The 14,500-nt window shown below is 61.4% G+C and carries 14 protein-coding genes; 8 read left to right on the top strand and 6 right to left on the bottom strand.

The genetic code is table 11. The annotated features are described in order from the left end of the window. Window positions 1-19: 19 nt before the first annotated feature. Both lptG and lptF read right to left on the bottom strand, forming a co-directional pair. On the bottom strand, window positions 20-1,081 hold the full coding sequence (gene lptG / locus ACI2KS_RS04515) for an LPS export ABC transporter permease LptG (RefSeq protein ID WP_404617612.1): 1,062 nt from the start codon (window positions 1,079-1,081) through the stop codon (window positions 20-22). Further along, window positions 1,074-2,192: an LPS export ABC transporter permease LptF gene (lptF, locus tag ACI2KS_RS04510; protein ID WP_404617610.1), complete on the bottom strand. Its 1,119-nt coding sequence runs from the start codon at window positions 2,190-2,192 to the stop codon at window positions 1,074-1,076. The genes lptG and lptF overlap by 8 nt, the downstream gene beginning before the upstream one ends. Window positions 2,193-2,498: 306 nt before the next feature. Here lptF and ACI2KS_RS04505 point away from each other — a divergent pair, with 306 nt between their 5' ends. The 5 genes from ACI2KS_RS04505 (at window position 2,499) to rlmF (ending at window position 9,353) form a co-directional block, all read left to right on the top strand. Then, window positions 2,499-3,989, top strand: a complete 1,491-nt coding sequence (locus ACI2KS_RS04505; protein WP_404617608.1) for a leucyl aminopeptidase — start codon at window positions 2,499-2,501, stop codon at window positions 3,987-3,989. A gap of 58 nt (window positions 3,990-4,047) precedes the next feature. Beyond that, complete coding sequence (locus tag ACI2KS_RS04500) at window positions 4,048-4,476, top strand: DNA polymerase III subunit chi (RefSeq protein WP_404617606.1); 429 nt, start codon at window positions 4,048-4,050, stop codon at window positions 4,474-4,476. Window positions 4,477-4,483: 7 nt separating this feature from the next. Next, window positions 4,484-4,936, top strand: coding sequence for a DNA polymerase III subunit chi (locus tag ACI2KS_RS04495; protein ID WP_404617604.1), 453 nt, complete (start codon window positions 4,484-4,486; stop codon window positions 4,934-4,936). 359 nt (window positions 4,937-5,295) lie between these two features. Next, window positions 5,296-8,142 (top strand): valine--tRNA ligase, encoded by a 2,847-nt coding sequence (locus ACI2KS_RS04490; protein WP_404617602.1) that lies wholly within the window; start codon window positions 5,296-5,298, stop codon window positions 8,140-8,142. A gap of 170 nt (window positions 8,143-8,312) precedes the next feature. After that, window positions 8,313-9,353 (top strand): 23S rRNA (adenine(1618)-N(6))-methyltransferase RlmF, encoded by a 1,041-nt coding sequence (rlmF, locus tag ACI2KS_RS04485; RefSeq protein WP_404617600.1) that lies wholly within the window; start codon window positions 8,313-8,315, stop codon window positions 9,351-9,353. 219 nt (window positions 9,354-9,572) lie between these two features. Here the strand turns inward: rlmF and ACI2KS_RS04480 are convergent, their stop codons facing one another. Beyond that, the gene (locus ACI2KS_RS04480; RefSeq protein ID WP_007905514.1) at window positions 9,573-9,854 is read right to left on the bottom strand and encodes an HU family DNA-binding protein; all 282 of its coding nucleotides are present in this window, start codon (window positions 9,852-9,854) and stop codon (window positions 9,573-9,575) included. 352 nt (window positions 9,855-10,206) lie between these two features. On the opposite strand from ACI2KS_RS04480, the gene yejK reads away from it, so the two are divergent. Both yejK and ACI2KS_RS04470 read left to right on the top strand, forming a co-directional pair. Then, window positions 10,207-11,208 carry a nucleoid-associated protein YejK gene (yejK, locus tag ACI2KS_RS04475; RefSeq protein ID WP_404617598.1) on the top strand — a complete coding sequence of 334 codons (1,002 nt, stop codon included), beginning with the start codon at window positions 10,207-10,209 and terminating at the stop codon, window positions 11,206-11,208. 5 nt (window positions 11,209-11,213) lie between these two features. Continuing rightward, window positions 11,214-11,564, top strand: coding sequence for a glutaredoxin family protein (locus tag ACI2KS_RS04470; RefSeq protein ID WP_404617596.1), 351 nt, complete (start codon window positions 11,214-11,216; stop codon window positions 11,562-11,564). Between the two features lies 1 nt (window position 11,565). Here ACI2KS_RS04470 and ACI2KS_RS04465 read toward each other — a convergent pair whose 3' ends face one another. After that, entirely contained in the window at window positions 11,566-12,498 is a 933-nt protein-coding gene (locus ACI2KS_RS04465; RefSeq protein WP_404617594.1) for a glutathione S-transferase family protein, read from the bottom strand. Window positions 12,499-12,688: 190 nt separating this feature from the next. Here ACI2KS_RS04465 and ACI2KS_RS04460 point away from each other — a divergent pair, with 190 nt between their 5' ends. Next, window positions 12,689-13,648 (top strand): hypothetical protein, encoded by a 960-nt coding sequence (locus ACI2KS_RS04460; RefSeq protein WP_404617593.1) that lies wholly within the window; start codon window positions 12,689-12,691, stop codon window positions 13,646-13,648. Here the strand turns inward: ACI2KS_RS04460 and ACI2KS_RS04455 are convergent. Then, window positions 13,632-13,931, bottom strand: a complete 300-nt coding sequence (locus ACI2KS_RS04455) for a GIY-YIG nuclease family protein (RefSeq protein WP_404617591.1) — start codon at window positions 13,929-13,931, stop codon at window positions 13,632-13,634. The genes ACI2KS_RS04460 and ACI2KS_RS04455 overlap by 17 nt on opposite strands. Window positions 13,932-13,979: 48 nt before the next feature. Next, complete coding sequence (locus tag ACI2KS_RS04450; RefSeq protein ID WP_404618466.1) at window positions 13,980-14,465, bottom strand: nuclear transport factor 2 family protein; 486 nt, start codon at window positions 14,463-14,465, stop codon at window positions 13,980-13,982. Between the last annotated feature and the right edge of the window lie 35 nt (window positions 14,466-14,500).

Genomic DNA, 14,500 nt, shown 5'->3' with positions numbered 1-14,500 from the left:
TTTTACAACGCAGCAGCGATCAACCCGCTCGGCGCAGCAACCAGACACCCGCCAGCGCGCAAACACCGGCCGGCACCAGCACCGCGAACAGCGGCGAGAACCCGAACACCAGGCTCGACGGGCCCAGCAGGTCCTGGGCGATACGGAAGGTAAAACCTACCAGGACGCCGGTGAACACGCGCTGCCCCAAGGTTACCGAACGCAGCGGGCCGAAGATGAACGAGATCGCCATCAACACCAGCGCCACCGTCACCAGCGGCTGCAGGATCTTGGTGTAGAACGCCAGCCAGTAGCGGCCGTTGTTCAGGCCCTGATCGGCCAGGTACCGCGAGTAGCTATACAGCCCGGTCATCGACAACGACTCGGGCGGCAGCACCACCGTACTCAACAGTTGAGGGCTCAAGGCGACGTTCCAGCGCTCCTCCGGGGCGGTGACCACTTCGGTCCGGCCATCGTGAAACAGCGTGGTCGTCACATCCTTGAGCATCCAGTAGTCGGTCTTGAAGTTCGCCTGTTTGGCGAAACTGGCACTGAGCATGTGCCGCTGATCATCGAAGCGATAGCGCGTTACACCGTAGAGCAAGCCATCGGGCTGCACGGCGTTGATGTGGATGAACTCTTGACCCTGACGATGCCACAGCCCGTGCCTGGAGCTTTGCGCGTCGCCGGAACCCTGCGCCAGCGAACGAGCCGCCTGGGCTTGAGCCTCGGTGACCGGCGCGACGTACTCACCAATCAGCAGACCGGCAATCATCAACAGCAACATGGGTTTCATGACCGCCCAGACGATCCGTCCCAGGGAAACCCCGGCGGCCCGCATGATCGTCAGCTCACTGCTGCTGGCCAGTGCCCCCAGGCCAATCAGACAGCCAATCAATGCCGCCATCGGCAGCATGTCGTAGAGGCGGCGTGGCGCCGTCATCACGACAAAGCTGAGCGCATCCATCAGCGTATAGGTGTCGCTGATTTCACCCATTTCATCAATGAATGCAAACAGCGAGGCCAGGCCCAGAATCACGCCAAGGACACCGAGGATGGCGAAGAGCACGCTCTTGCCGATGTATCGATCGAGCTTAACCATGAGCCACCTCCGACGCGCTGCGGCGACTCGCGATCTTCAGACGCAAAGCCTCCCAGTACACCAGACCCAGACCGGTCAGCAGGAATATGCCATGCACCCACCACAGACCCAGCACTGGCGGCGTCTTGCCTTTTTCCAGCGCGCTGCGTGCCGCAATCAGGATGGTGAGGTAAGCCATGTACAGCAGGATCGCCGGCAGCAGCTTGAGGAAGCGCCCTTGACGTGGATTGACCCGCGCCAGCGGCACGGCCATCAATGTCACGATGAACACCAGGATCGGCAACGACAGACGCCATTGCAGCTCGGCCGAGTTACGCAACGATGGCTCACCGTGGAGCAACTCACTGGTGGAGATGGCATCGCGGTCGGTGATCTCGTCGCTGATGTCGGGCTTGGGCAGCAATGCCCCATAGGTGTCGTACTTGATGACGCGGTAGTCGGCCTGCCCGGGATTGCCGTCATAGCGATAGCCGTTTTCCAGAATCAGGTAACGACTGCCGTCTGGACGGATTTCCTGGCGCCCCTTCTCCCCGACCAGGACGGTGATGCCGTGGTCCTTCTTCTCGCCGAGCTTCTTCTCGGAAATGAACGCGCCGCCGAGATTGACCCGGTCATCGGACAGGGTTTCGGTGTAGGTCACGCGACTGCCATCGCGCAGCGTCTGGAAACGACCGGGCACCAGGGTGTCGAACTCGGTCATTGCATCCTGCTTGTTGAGCAGCAGCTGGAACTGGGTAGCGCCTTGCGGTGCAAGACTGAAGCTCAGCCAGGCGACCAGCAGGGAAATCAGGGCAGCGGGCGCCATGGTCATCCACAGCAGACGCTGCTGGCTCATGCCGGTGGCCGCCAGGACGGTCATTTCGCTTTCCAGGTACAGCCGCCCGTAAGCCAGGAGAATCCCGAGAAACAGACCCAGCGGCAGAATCAGTTGCAGAAAACCGGGCAGACGAAAGCCCATGATCAGAAACAGCACGCCCGGGTCGAGCGCACCGGATGCAGCCTGGGCCAGGTATTTGATGAAACGGCCACTCATGATGATTACCAACAACACGGCGCTGACAGCGCTCAAGGTAACCAGCACTTCTCGGGACAGGTAACGGAAGACAATCAAACCAGACACTCCAGGGTTGTCACGCTCAGGCAGCCTGACAAGGAAATGGGTCAGCCATGGTGCTCGCGACGGCGACCCACCAAAAAAATATGCGGCATTATCCTGTGATTGGGTGTGTCTGTCACTGCGCGTGCCGGATACTTCTCCAACCAATGCAAGTACGAGCGTTCCGACGGGGTTGTCATCTATCGGCTCGCAGGGTCAAACTGCGGGCCTTGCCGCTGGCAGGGCGATGCGAGACACCTCGACCTGCGCCGAGCCGCGAACTCATTTGCGATTACCCACAGTTTATTCGGGGACCCCGACATGGAATTGGTTGTTAAAAGCGTCAGTGCAGAAACCTTGAAGACCGCCACCCTGGTGGTTGCCGTTGGTGAAGGCCGCACGCTGAGCGATGCTGCTAAAAATGTCGACACCCTGAGCGGTGGTGCGATCAGCGCCGTGCTCAAGCGCGGCGATCTGTCGGGCAAAACCGGCCAGAGCCTGTTGCTGCACAGCCTGCCCAACCTCAAGGCCGACCGCGTACTGCTGGTGGGCACGGGCAAGGAACCTGAACTGACCGATCGCCAATTCCGCAAAATCGTCACTGGCGCGCTCAACACCCTGAAAAGCCTGGGCGGCACTGATGCGGCCTTCGCCTTGGATCAGGTCAACGTCAAGAACCGCGACGTCTACGGCAAGAACCGCCTGCTGGTCGAAACCCTCGCAGACGGCGAGTACGTGTTCGATCGCTTCAAGAGCCAGAAGGCCGATCCACGCGCGTTGAAAAAAGTCACCCTGCTGACGGCCAAGGCCAGCGTCGCCGAAGTCGAACGCGCCGCCAGGCATGCACAGGCGATCGCCGCCGGCATGGCAGTGACGCGCGACCTGGGCAACATGCCGCCGAACATCTGCCACCCGGTCTACCTGGGCGAGCAAGCCAAGGCATTGGGCAAAGCCAACAAAGGCCTGAAGGTAGAAGTGTTCGACGAGAAAAAAATCGCCGAACTGGGCATGGGCTCGTTTCTGGCCGTCGGCCAGGGCAGTGCCCAGCCACCGCGCCTGATCGTGATGCAGTACGCCAACGGCAAGAAAGGCGACAAGCCGTTCGTGCTGGTCGGCAAGGGCATCACCTTCGACACCGGCGGCATCAGCCTCAAGCCGGGCGCCGGCATGGATGAGATGAAGTTCGACATGTGCGGCGCCGCCAGCGTGTTCGGCACCCTGCATGCGGTCCTGCAACTGCAACTGCCGATCAACCTGGTGTGCATCGTGGCCGCTGCCGAAAACATGCCGAGCGGCAACGCGACCCGTCCGGGCGATATCGTCAAGACCATGAGCGGCCAGACTGTCGAAATCCTCAACACCGACGCCGAAGGCCGACTGGTGCTGTGCGATGCCCTGACCTACGCCGAACGCTTCAAGCCGCAGGCGGTGATCGACATCGCCACCCTGACCGGCGCCTGTGTCGTCGCCCTTGGCGGCCACACTTCGGGCCTGCTGGGCAACAGCGACACGCTGATCGACCAGGTGCTCGATGCCGGCAAACGCGCCGATGACCGCGCCTGGCAGCTGCCGTTGTTCGACGAGTACCAGGAGCAACTGGACAGCCCGTTCGCCGACATCGCCAATATCGGCGGCCCGAAAGGCGGCACCATCACCGCGGCCTGCTTCCTCTCGCGCTTCACCAAGGCTTACGAGTGGGCGCACCTGGACATCGCCGGCACGGCATGGCTGAGCGGCGGCAAGGACAAGGGCGCCACTGGCCGTCCGGTGCCACTGCTGACTCAATACCTGCTCGACCGCGCTGGCGTGTAACGCCGCAGAACGTGCCGTGCCCCGTCGCAGGGGCCGGCACGTACGTTCTGGAATTACCATGACCCAAGTCGACTTCTACATCCTGCCCAGCGCCGACCCACTCGCGCGGCTGGATTTCGCCTGCAAACTCACGGACAAGGCCTGGCGCCTCGGGCACCGGGTCTACCTGCATTGCAGCGATGCCCAACAGCGTGCCGAGCTGGACGCCCGTCTGTGGCGCTTCAAGGGCGAAACCTTCGTGCCACATGGTCCGGCAGAGGACGATCACGACGCCCCGGTGGTACTGGGCATCGGCACCGACCCGGGACAACATCAGGATCTGCTGGTCAATCTCGACCTGCGCATCCCCGAATTCTTCAAACGCTTCGCTCGCATTGCCGAGATCGTGGTGGAAGATCCGGCCATCCGGCTAGCAGCGCGAGAGAGTTTCCGCTTCTACCGTGAACAGGGCTATCCTCTGCAGGATCACCGGCTGCAGCGTCTTTGAGCACACGATGGATAATTCAAAAAACCTGAAAGACTCCGCGCACCTGCTGGACGACCTCGAGTCGATCCGCCAACTGCTCGGCGAACATTCCCCGCAACCGCCGCTGCTGACCGACACGGTCGCCGACGAAGGCCAGATCCCCCTGCTGTTCGATGTGGTCAGCGGCCAGGTCATTGCCGACGACGACCAGCACGTCCACGCCGATGACATTCCCGTACTCATCCCTGAGCCTGTTGCAGCCCTCACGCCACCAACACCGCCGACAGCCGCACCCGAACCCGAGCCGCACAACAGCACGCCCAATCCCGACGACCTGCTGCACCTGGACAACGAACTGCGTGCTGCGGCGCGATTGATCATGCAGGACGTGATCGACGACTTCGCCCCGCACATCGAGAACGAAATCAAGCGTCGGCTGGAGGCCCGGATGGAAAGGTTGTTGGCGCAGTACGACAACTGAGCCTCGGCGTAAACGCCGCTTGTGCCCGAGTGCGCGCCCGGCTTGGCGACGTAAACGCAGCTTCTGCCCGGAGGGCGCGGGAGCTCGGTTTGCCAGCGATCTGCCGGGCACCGCAGTGGTGTCAGACGACTCAATGGTGCCAGGCGTACCGAGTGCCCAGGAGTGACTGCCGCTGAGCAGCAGATCGCGAGCAGCTTGCTCCCCGCCATTCGCGCAGAATCAAAAGCGATATGGATCAACTCTTCAGGCCGAGCGCACACCGCTCATACCCCGCCAGTCACCGCTTGTAGCTTGCACCTGCCCTGAAAAGCTATACTCGTCGGCTTTTCGACTTAAAGCAGATCAGGTTCCCGCCTCGCATGGACAAGACCTACCAGCCGCACGCCATCGAAACTTCCTGGTATCAGACCTGGGAGTCCGAAAACTACTTCGCTCCGCAAGGCGCGGGCGACTCGTACACCATCATGATTCCGCCGCCGAACGTCACCGGCAGCCTGCACATGGGCCATGGTTTCAATAACGCGATCATGGACGCCCTGATCCGTTTCCGTCGCATGCAGGGTCGCAACACCCTGTGGCAGCCGGGCACCGACCATGCGGGCATCGCCACCCAGATGCTGGTCGAGCGTCAGCTCGAAGCGCTGGGCCAGAGCCGCCATGACCTGGGTCGCGAAAAATTCCTCGAAAAAGTCTGGGAATGGAAAGACCAGTCCGGCGGCAACATCAGCCGTCAGATTCGTCGCCTGGGCTCGTCCGTCGACTGGAGCCGCGAGCGCTTCACCATGGACGACGGCCTGTCCGAAGCGGTCAAGGAAGCCTTCGTGCGCCTGCATGAAGACGGCCTGATCTATCGCGGCAAGCGCCTGGTCAACTGGGACACCAAGCTGCACACCGCCATTTCCGATCTCGAAGTGGAAAACCACGACGAAAAAGGCAACCTGTGGAACCTGCGCTATCCATTGGCCGATGGCGCCAAGACCGCTGAAGGCCTGGATTACCTGGTCGTCGCCACCACCCGCCCGGAAACCATGCTCGGCGACGCCGCCGTCGCGGTAAACCCGACCGACGAGCGCTACCAGGCGCTGATCGGCAAGTTCGTCGAGCTGCCGCTGGTGGGCCGACGCATCCCGATCATCGCCGACGACTACTGCGATCCCGAGTTCGGCACTGGTTGCGTGAAGATCACTCCGGCCCACGACTTCAACGACTATGAAGTCGGCAAGCGCCACAACCTGCCGCTGCTGAACATTTTCGACAAGAACGCCGCCGTTCTGCCGGTCGCTCAAGTGTTCAATCTCGACGGCACCCTGAACGAGTCGGTCGATGGCAGCCTCCCGGCCGCATACGCAGGCCTGGACCGCTTCGAGGCGCGCAAGCAGATCGTTGCCGCGTTCGACGCCGCGGGCCTGTTGGTCAGCGTCGACGACCACGCCCTCAAGGTGCCCAAAGGCGACCGTTCCGGCACCGTCATCGAGCCGTGGCTGACCGATCAGTGGTACGTGTCCACCAAACCGTTGGCCGAACCTGCCATTGCCGCTGTCGAAGACGGCCGTATCGCGTTCGTGCCCAAGCAGTACGAGAACATGTACTTCTCCTGGATGCGCGACATTCAGGACTGGTGCATCAGCCGTCAGCTGTGGTGGGGCCACCGTATCCCGGCCTGGTACGACGAGTCCGGCAAGGTCTATGTCGGCCGCGACGAAGCCGAAGTCCGTGCCAAGCACAACCTGGGGCCTGAGGTTGTGCTGCAGCAGGACAACGACGTGCTCGACACCTGGTTCAGTTCGGGGCTGTGGACCTTCTCCACCCTGGGCTGGCCGGAGCAGACCGATTTCCTCAAGACCTTCCACCCCACCGACGTGCTGGTGACCGGCTTCGACATCATTTTCTTCTGGGTTGCCCGGATGATCATGCTCACCATGCACCTGGTGAAGAACGAAGACGGCACCGCGCAGGTGCCGTTCAAGACCGTTTATGTGCACGGTCTGGTGCGCGACGGCCAGGGTCAGAAGATGTCCAAGTCCAAGGGCAACGTCCTTGACCCGCTGGACATCATCGACGGCATCGAACTCGAGGCACTGGTGCAAAAACGCACCTCGGGCATGATGCAGCCCAAGCTTGCGAAGAAGATCGAGAAGCAGACCCGCGATGAATTCGCCGAGGGCATCGCCAGCTACGGCACCGACGCCCTGCGTTTCACCTTCTGCTCGCTGGCCTCCACCGGTCGTGACATCAAGTTCGACATGGGCCGCGTCGAAGGCTATCGCAACTTCTGCAACAAGATCTGGAACGCCGCGCGCTACGTGCTGGACAAGGGCGAGGATTGCGGCCAGAACGGCGAAGCGGTCGAACTGTCGCTGCCGGATCGCTGGATCATCTCGCAGCTGCAGCGTACCGAAGCCGAAGTCACCCGCCAGCTGGATCAGTTCCGTTTCGACCTCGCGGCACAAGTGCTGTACGAGTTCATCTGGAACCAGTACTGCGACTGGTACCTGGAGCTTTCCAAGCCGGTGCTGTGGGATGAAAACGCGCCGATCGAGCGCCAGCGCGGCACTCGCCGCACGCTGGTTCGCGTGCTGGAAGTGGCGCTGCGCCTGGCTCACCCGTTCATGCCGTTCATCACCGAGGAAATCTGGCAGCGCCTGGCGCCGCTGGCCGGTATCGAAGGCAAGACCATCATGCTGCAACCGTGGCCGGTGGCCAACGAGTCGCGTATCGATGCCGCCGCCGAAGGCGATATCGAGTGGCTCAAGAGCCTGATGCTGGGCGTGCGCAACATTCGTGGCGAAATGAACATCGGCCCGGGCAAACCGCTGCAGCTGTTCCTCAAGAACGTCAGCGCCGAAGATCAGCGCCGCCTGGACGAGAACGAGCACCTGCTCAAGAAGCTGGCCAAGCTCGAATCGTTCACCGTTCTGGCCGCAGGCGCCGAAGCACCGCTGTCCGCCACCGCCCTGGTCGGCGAAATGGAAGTGCTGGTACCCATGGCCGGCCTGATCGACAAGGACGCCGAACTGGCGCGTCTGGACAAGGAAATCCAGCGCCTGCAAGGCGAAGTGCAACGGGTGGGCGGCAAGCTGTCCAACGCCGCGTTCGTCGACAAGGCGCCGCCGGAAGTCATCGCCAAGGAACGCGCGAAGATGGCCGAAGCCGAGCAGGCCCTGGGCAAGCTGGCCGAGCAACACGCACGGATTGCCAGTTTGTAATCTGATCAAATCAGCCGGCCTGAATCGCAGGCCGGTTGACGACCATGCCCCCTGTAGGAGTGAGCTTGCTCGCGATATCGGTATATGAGTAACCTAACCCTTACTCATACACGGTTATCGCGAGCAAGCTCACTCCTACAGGGGTTGTGCTTTCACGAGATGCATCACCGATGACCAGCGCCGACTCCCGCAACCCTCCACGCAATCCCCCACGCAAAAAAGCCAAACCTGCTCAACAGGCCAAACCTGCCGAGCCTCGCGAGAAGGCCAGCCTGCATCCGCGCAACCGCCATCAGGGCCACTACGACTTCCCACGGTTGATCAAAGGCAGCCCGGAGCTGGGCAAGTTCGTGATCATCAACCCGTATGGCAAGGAAAGCATCGACTTCGCCAATCCGGCTGCCGTGCGGGTGTTCAACCGCGCGCTGCTCAAGTCTTTCTACGGCATTGCCCATTGGGATATTCCCGCAGACTATCTGTGCCCGCCCATCCCGGGGCGTGCCGATTATCTGCATTTTCTGGCTGACCTGCTGGCTGAACACAACGACGGAGTGATCCCTCGCGGCGCGGCGGTTCAGGCGCTGGATATCGGGACGGGCGCCAACTGCATCTATCCACTGATCGGCCAGGGTGAGTACGGCTGGCGCTTCGTGGGCTCGGACATCGACCCGATTGCCCTGGCCTCGGCCGCGACCATCGTCAAGGCCAACAACCTGGGCAAGGCCATCAGCCTGCGCCAACAAGACAACCGCAAGCACATCCTGCTCGACCTGCTGCAAGCCGAAGAACGCTTCGACATCAGCCTGTGCAACCCTCCCTTCCACGCTTCAGCCGAAGAGGCCCTGCGAGGCAGCCAGCGTAAATGGCGGGCACTGGGCAAGGCCGATCCCAAGCGCAAACTGCCGGTGCTGAACTTCGGCGGTCAGGCTGCGGAGCTGTGGTGCGAAGGGGGTGAGGCGCGTTTCGTGGGGCAATTGATCAACGAGAGCGTGAAGGTGCAGACCCAGGTGCTGTGGTTCAGCACGCTGGTCTCCAAGGCCTCCAACCTGCCGCTGATCCAGAGCACGCTGAAGAAGATCGGTGCGGTCCAAAGCCGCGTCGTGGAGATGTCTCAGGGGCAGAAGCAAAGCCGTTTCGTCGCCTGGACGTTTCAGGACAAGGCACAGCAACAAGCCTGGCGGGCTGAGCGCTGGGGGCAACCGCGAAGCTGAAGCGCACCGTACTGCGCTCGATTCTGGCCGAAGGCCGTAGGAGCCGGCGTGCAGGCGATCTGGCGCGCAGCGGCAGCAAAACCGCTACTCGCCGGATGCCAGATACGCTGCGTGGGCGTTGCAGGCCGGCTGGCCGGGGCAAGCGTCAAATCCCGCCCACAAAAAAACCGTGTCCGGATCACTCCGCCACACGGTTTTATCTACAAGCAGCGTTTTCGCTTACTTGTTGACAGCGTCGGTCAGGCCTTTGGCCACAACCAGCTTGATCACTTTCTTGGCAGCGATTTCGATGGCAGCGCCAGTCGAAGGGTTACGGCCAGTACGGGCAGGACGCTCGGTCACTTTCAGCTTGCCAATGCCTGGCAGGGTGATTTCGCCGCCATTTTCCAGTTGGTCAGCAACGATTTGGCCCAATTGGTCGAGAGCGTTGCGCGCGGTGGTTTTAGGCGCGTCGATAGCTTCTGCGATATCGGCGATCAATTGGTCTTTAGTCAGAGCCATGGTGGTGTTCCTTCCCTATCAAATTCATATGGTTTGCAGAGTGTGTACAGACGCGAAATGTAGATACTCAAATCGGCCTTTGGTTCGGCCGAACGCCCACAAACTGCATGCTTGGCGCGCTTCAGTGCGCAAGACCGGGCAAAACTAGCACAGAGCCAAGCAAATATCCGCACCTTGCTACCCATTTGGTCAGCTTTATCACGCCGCAAGGGTAAAAAAGTCATATAAATGGGCGCCAGGCAGCGTTTTCAGCCCGTCCAGCGCGTCCCGCAGCCGGTCTGCGGTACACTTGGCGACTTTCGCACGGGCGAGCCTGCCCCCGTTCAGTTCCACTTCAGCAGCCGAGAAATCAATGCCGATCCGTCATGCCATCGTCCACCTGATCGACAAGAAACCCGACGGTACGCCCGCAGTCCTCCACGCTCGAGATTCCGAACTCGCGGAGTCCCAGGCCATCGAGAACATGCTGGCCGACCTCAACGAGAGCTATAACGCCAAACAGGGCAAGGCATGGGGGTTTTTCCACGCCGAGTCCGGTGCCCATCCATTCAGTGGCTGGCTGAAGGAGTACGTGGATGAAGGCACGGATTTCACGACCTTCAGCCGCGTGGCGGTCGAGCACCTGCAAAAGCTGATGGAGGAGTCCAATCTTTCAGTCGGTGGCCACGTACTGTTCGCCCATTACCAGCAGGGCATGACCGAATACCTGGCCATCGCGCTGCTGCACCACAGCGAGGGTGTGGCGGTGAACGAAGCGCTGGATGTCACGCCTTCTCGCCATCTGGATCTGGGCCAGCTGCACCTGGCCGCGCGCATCAACATCTCCGAGTGGCAGAACAACAAAGCCTCCCGCCAGTACATCTCCTTCATCAAGGGCAAGAACGGCAAGAAGGTCTCCGAGTACTTCCGTGACTTCATCGGCTGCCAGGAAGGCGTAGACGGTCCCGGCGAGACCCGTACCCTGCTCAAGGCCTTCAGCGACTTCGTCGAAAGCGAAGACCTGCCCGAAGAGTCGACCCGCGAGAAGACCAAGGCACTGGTCGACTACGCCAGCAGCCAGAGCAAGATGGGTGAACCCATTGCCCTGGAAGAGTTGTCCGGCTTGATCGACGAAGATCGCCCGCGCGCCTTCTACGAGCACATTCGCAACAAGGACTACGGGCTGTCGCCGGAGATTCCGGCCGATAAGCGCACCCTCAATCAGTTTCGCCGCTTCACCGGCCGCGCCGAAGGCCTGTCGATCAGCTTCGAAGCACACCTTTTGGGCGACAAGATCGAATACGACGAAGAGAAAGGCACCCTGATCATCAAGGGCCTGCCGACGCAGCTTACCGATCAGTTGAAGCGGCGCTGACAGCCATGCTCGGGCGCACTCTGAAGAAGTTCCTGTTGATCATGCTGGTGGTGGTGGTCTATCAGAACTGGGGCAAGATCGAACACTTCGTCAATCCGTCCCAGGCCGTGTCGACCCAGGCACAGGCGCAGGCGCAGGTCACGCTGTACGCCACCGACTGGTGCGGCTACTGCAAACAGACCCGCCGCTTCCTCGACAGCAAGGGCATTCCCTACACCGAGTTCGACATCGAGAAGTCCGCCGCAGGTCGCAAGGCCTACGAAGCACTGGGCGGACGCGGCATTCCTCTGATCGACGTCAACGGCACGCTGATCAGAGGGTTTTCACCGGATGAGATTCTGGCAGCGCTGAAGTAACTCAGCGCTTTGCGATGCGAAAGCCATAGCGCGGGAAGTGCACATGCACGGTGCCCGCGCGCTCATCCTCGCGACGCAGGATGATTTGCTCACGCCCGCTGAACACCAGCTCGCCATGGATCGGGTCCACCCCGTAGTCCACTGCCGACACGCTCACCTGCTGTCCGGCTTCGAAGCCGTTCGGATCCGTGAACGCTTCATCCGGTAACGGCGCAGGCGTGGCATGACGGGCGATCTCGATCGCATCGGCCGGGCTCAACTCGCTGGGCGCGCCATGCCCAAAGCCGATCACCCGCTGATACCACGCCAGCACGGCCGGGTAAGCATCGACCAGCGGTGCGGTCACCGGGGTCTGCTTGAGGAACCACAAGGTGTGGGCCACGGCGAAGTCGGCAATCGACGGGGCACCCAGGAGGAAGTCGCCGTTGCGCTCCAGCTGGGTCTCCAGGCGACTCATCAGGGTCGGCCACTGATGCTGCGCCAGCTCAAGCGGAACACGTGTAGCGCTGCCGCCGTCGAAGAAGGTTGCTCGATCGGCAACAAAGGCCTTCACGCCTTCGGGCGGGACCTTGGCGAAGCGCACCGCCAGCGATGCCGGCTGAAACACCAGGGCCACTGAATGCAGAAACAGCACAGTGTCCGCCCAGTTGGCCAGGCTCAGCGAGGTGAACTCCTGGCCCTCGGGATAAAACGACGGCGAGGATTTTTCCTGCTCCAGGCGATGGCCGATCAGAGCGGTGTCGCAATAGATGTCAGCGCCTACCTGCAGCACCGGCGTCTTGCGATAGCCGCCGGTCAAGGCAGTCACATCGGGTTTGGGCAGAATCGGTGGGATGATTACCGAACGCCACGACAGCCCCTTGAAACCGAGCATCAAGCGCGCCTTCTCGGAGAACAGGGAGGTTGGGTAGTGATGCAGGATCAGTTCTGACATGAGCTCTCGAACCTCGTCTATGGACCGATCAGCCTAGTGGCTGCCCCTGCCCGCGTCGAGTGACGTGACTGCCAAATCGAATGCCGCGATAACCAACCACCGGGTTATCGCAACACGTTCCAGCGCGCAGGTCTTGTGCGGCGACGTGAGGACTAGGCTTAAGCCCTGTCAATGGAAGGAGCCCGCCATCATGAAGATGACCTGTCTGAGCCTGGCGCTTTGCGCCCTGTTGTTGCAAGGCTGTGAGTCAGCCAGGCCGCCCCACACTCCGATCAGCGCCGCCAACGCTTTGTCGATCCACGCAATACAGTCGCCAGAAGAGGTCGTAGCCTCGCTCAACCGGCTGTATGACGACCAGAACAACGACTGCCGGGAAATCGGCAGCAATCTGCCTCGCGGCCATTATTACTGCAGCTGCTTGTTGATCAGAGCCACCCAGGATGGCGATTATCTTCCCTGGACATTCAGCCCCGGCGCCATCGCTCAGGGAGGCGCGGCGTTCTCATGGGTTCGCAAGGATATGCACCCCGCGATGATGCTCAACCCTTCGGGTTTTATCCTGCGCAACGCCAGAGAGGGCGAACGCTACGGCCTGCCGGGTTTCGACGCGGGATTGATCTGCCTCTACCCCTTCGACGCATCGACCAGCGGCAACCTGCGTCACAACGGCTGTGGGCGCCTGAACGAGAAACCCGTCACCCAGGCCATTTATCCACAACCGGACGTCCCTCACCGCAATGCCGGGCACGCCTGGGGCTCTTGCGAGGAGATCGGGATCACCACGATTACAGACTGGATCGAGTACACCGGCGATCTGCAGGCAGGCGACACCCACAATCAGTGCTCCTGGAACGTGGACAGCCAAATCGGCTGGAACAATGCTCTGGCCATAGCACCACAGTACCCCTCGATGGACTTCATCTGGAATGAACTGATCATGGCGACGGTGGACGACGGCTATTCCTTGAAAGACTACATCCCGGCGGTGTTCCTCTACGCCCCGTCACTCGAAGCAGGGCTGGAACCGGCGCGAAATTTTCAGAGAAAACTCGCGGCACATGGCAATGTGGTGCCGATCGTGCGCCTGGACTATCAGGCTCAGCCGCCCTTCTCCTACCACGCGCAGGACCAGATCATTGCGCTGCCATGACCAACTGCTCTTTGGCCGCCTTGCTGAGCTTCTTGATCGCCAGCTCCTGCCGCAACGCGTCGCCTTTGCTGGCGCAGGCCTCGACAAACACCAGCGCCACTGCCGGGCTCGAATGAAAGAAACGCGCCCCCTTGCCGCTCTGATGCTTGGCGAAGCGCTTTTGCGGGTCGTCGCTGATACCGCAGTACAGGGCGCCGTTGGCCGCGCGTATCAGGTACACGAACCAAGGCTTCGGGATGAGGGTATCAACCGCTGGGACAGCGGCGATGGCAGTTTCGGTCATGGAAAATCAGCGAGCTACAGGCACTGGAGCGGCGATTCTAACAGAGCCTCATCGGCCCGCCTGAAATGCCTTCAAGCCCTTTTGCGCCTGGGCACGAATGGCGTTCTGCACGAAAGGCGCCCAGCCGAGCAACGCACCTTTTGCACCCAGGGCCTGGCTTGACCAGCGCCACAGATCGAAATGATCGTGATGCTCGCACATCCTGCCGTCACGAAAGACAAAGCTTGCCTGGATATCGTTGATGACCGTGCGCCCGGTCTGGCTGAACAGGTAGGTGGCGACCCAATGCGCGGCGCCGGTGCGCTCATCGGCACGTACGTTGTCGAAACGCACGGAGAAATCCCTGGCCCGCGAGGTCAGCATGCGCCACATGTCGCCCGCCTGTTGCCCGTTCAGTTGGCCGAAGACCGGGTCACTGAACACCACGTCGTCGGTGTAGCAGGCCGCCATGGCTTCGGCGTCGAGGCGGTTGAAGGCTTCGTAGAAGCGGGTGATCAGCGCACTGTGCTGCTCACTCTGGTCGATTTCGCTCATGCCGGGGACGTCCGTGGGAAAGGTGTCTGCACGAT

Source organism: Pseudomonas sp. NPDC087358, from assembly GCF_044900785.1.
In the GTDB taxonomy this organism is placed as follows: domain Bacteria; phylum Pseudomonadota; class Gammaproteobacteria; order Pseudomonadales; family Pseudomonadaceae; genus Aquipseudomonas.
Note: the sequence above shows the minus strand (reverse complement) of the source record. Positions and strands in the feature narration are given on the sequence as shown.

Excerpts from the sequence above, each read along its gene's own strand:
- yejK (WP_404617598.1), top strand. The coding sequence starts at position 10,207 with ATGCCGATCCGTCATGCCATCGTCCACCTGATCGACAAGAAACCCGAC.
- ACI2KS_RS04505 (WP_404617608.1), top strand. The coding sequence starts at position 2,499 with ATGGAATTGGTTGTTAAAAGCGTCAGTGCAGAAACCTTGAAGACCGCC.
- ACI2KS_RS04470 (WP_404617596.1), top strand. The coding sequence starts at position 11,214 with ATGCTCGGGCGCACTCTGAAGAAGTTCCTGTTGATCATGCTGGTGGTG.
- ACI2KS_RS04490 (WP_404617602.1), top strand. The coding sequence starts at position 5,296 with ATGGACAAGACCTACCAGCCGCACGCCATCGAAACTTCCTGGTATCAG.
- ACI2KS_RS04480 (WP_007905514.1), bottom strand. The coding sequence starts at position 9,854 with ATGGCTCTGACTAAAGACCAATTGATCGCCGATATCGCAGAAGCTATC.
- ACI2KS_RS04450 (WP_404618466.1), bottom strand. The coding sequence starts at position 14,465 with ATGAGCGAAATCGACCAGAGTGAGCAGCACAGTGCGCTGATCACCCGC.
- ACI2KS_RS04455 (WP_404617591.1), bottom strand. The coding sequence starts at position 13,931 with ATGACCGAAACTGCCATCGCCGCTGTCCCAGCGGTTGATACCCTCATC.
- ACI2KS_RS04495 (WP_404617604.1), top strand. The coding sequence starts at position 4,484 with ATGGATAATTCAAAAAACCTGAAAGACTCCGCGCACCTGCTGGACGAC.
- ACI2KS_RS04460 (WP_404617593.1), top strand. The coding sequence starts at position 12,689 with ATGAAGATGACCTGTCTGAGCCTGGCGCTTTGCGCCCTGTTGTTGCAA.
- ACI2KS_RS04465 (WP_404617594.1), bottom strand. The coding sequence starts at position 12,498 with ATGTCAGAACTGATCCTGCATCACTACCCAACCTCCCTGTTCTCCGAG.
- lptG (WP_404617612.1), bottom strand. The coding sequence starts at position 1,081 with ATGGTTAAGCTCGATCGATACATCGGCAAGAGCGTGCTCTTCGCCATC.
- ACI2KS_RS04500 (WP_404617606.1), top strand. The coding sequence starts at position 4,048 with ATGACCCAAGTCGACTTCTACATCCTGCCCAGCGCCGACCCACTCGCG.
- rlmF (WP_404617600.1), top strand. The coding sequence starts at position 8,313 with ATGACCAGCGCCGACTCCCGCAACCCTCCACGCAATCCCCCACGCAAA.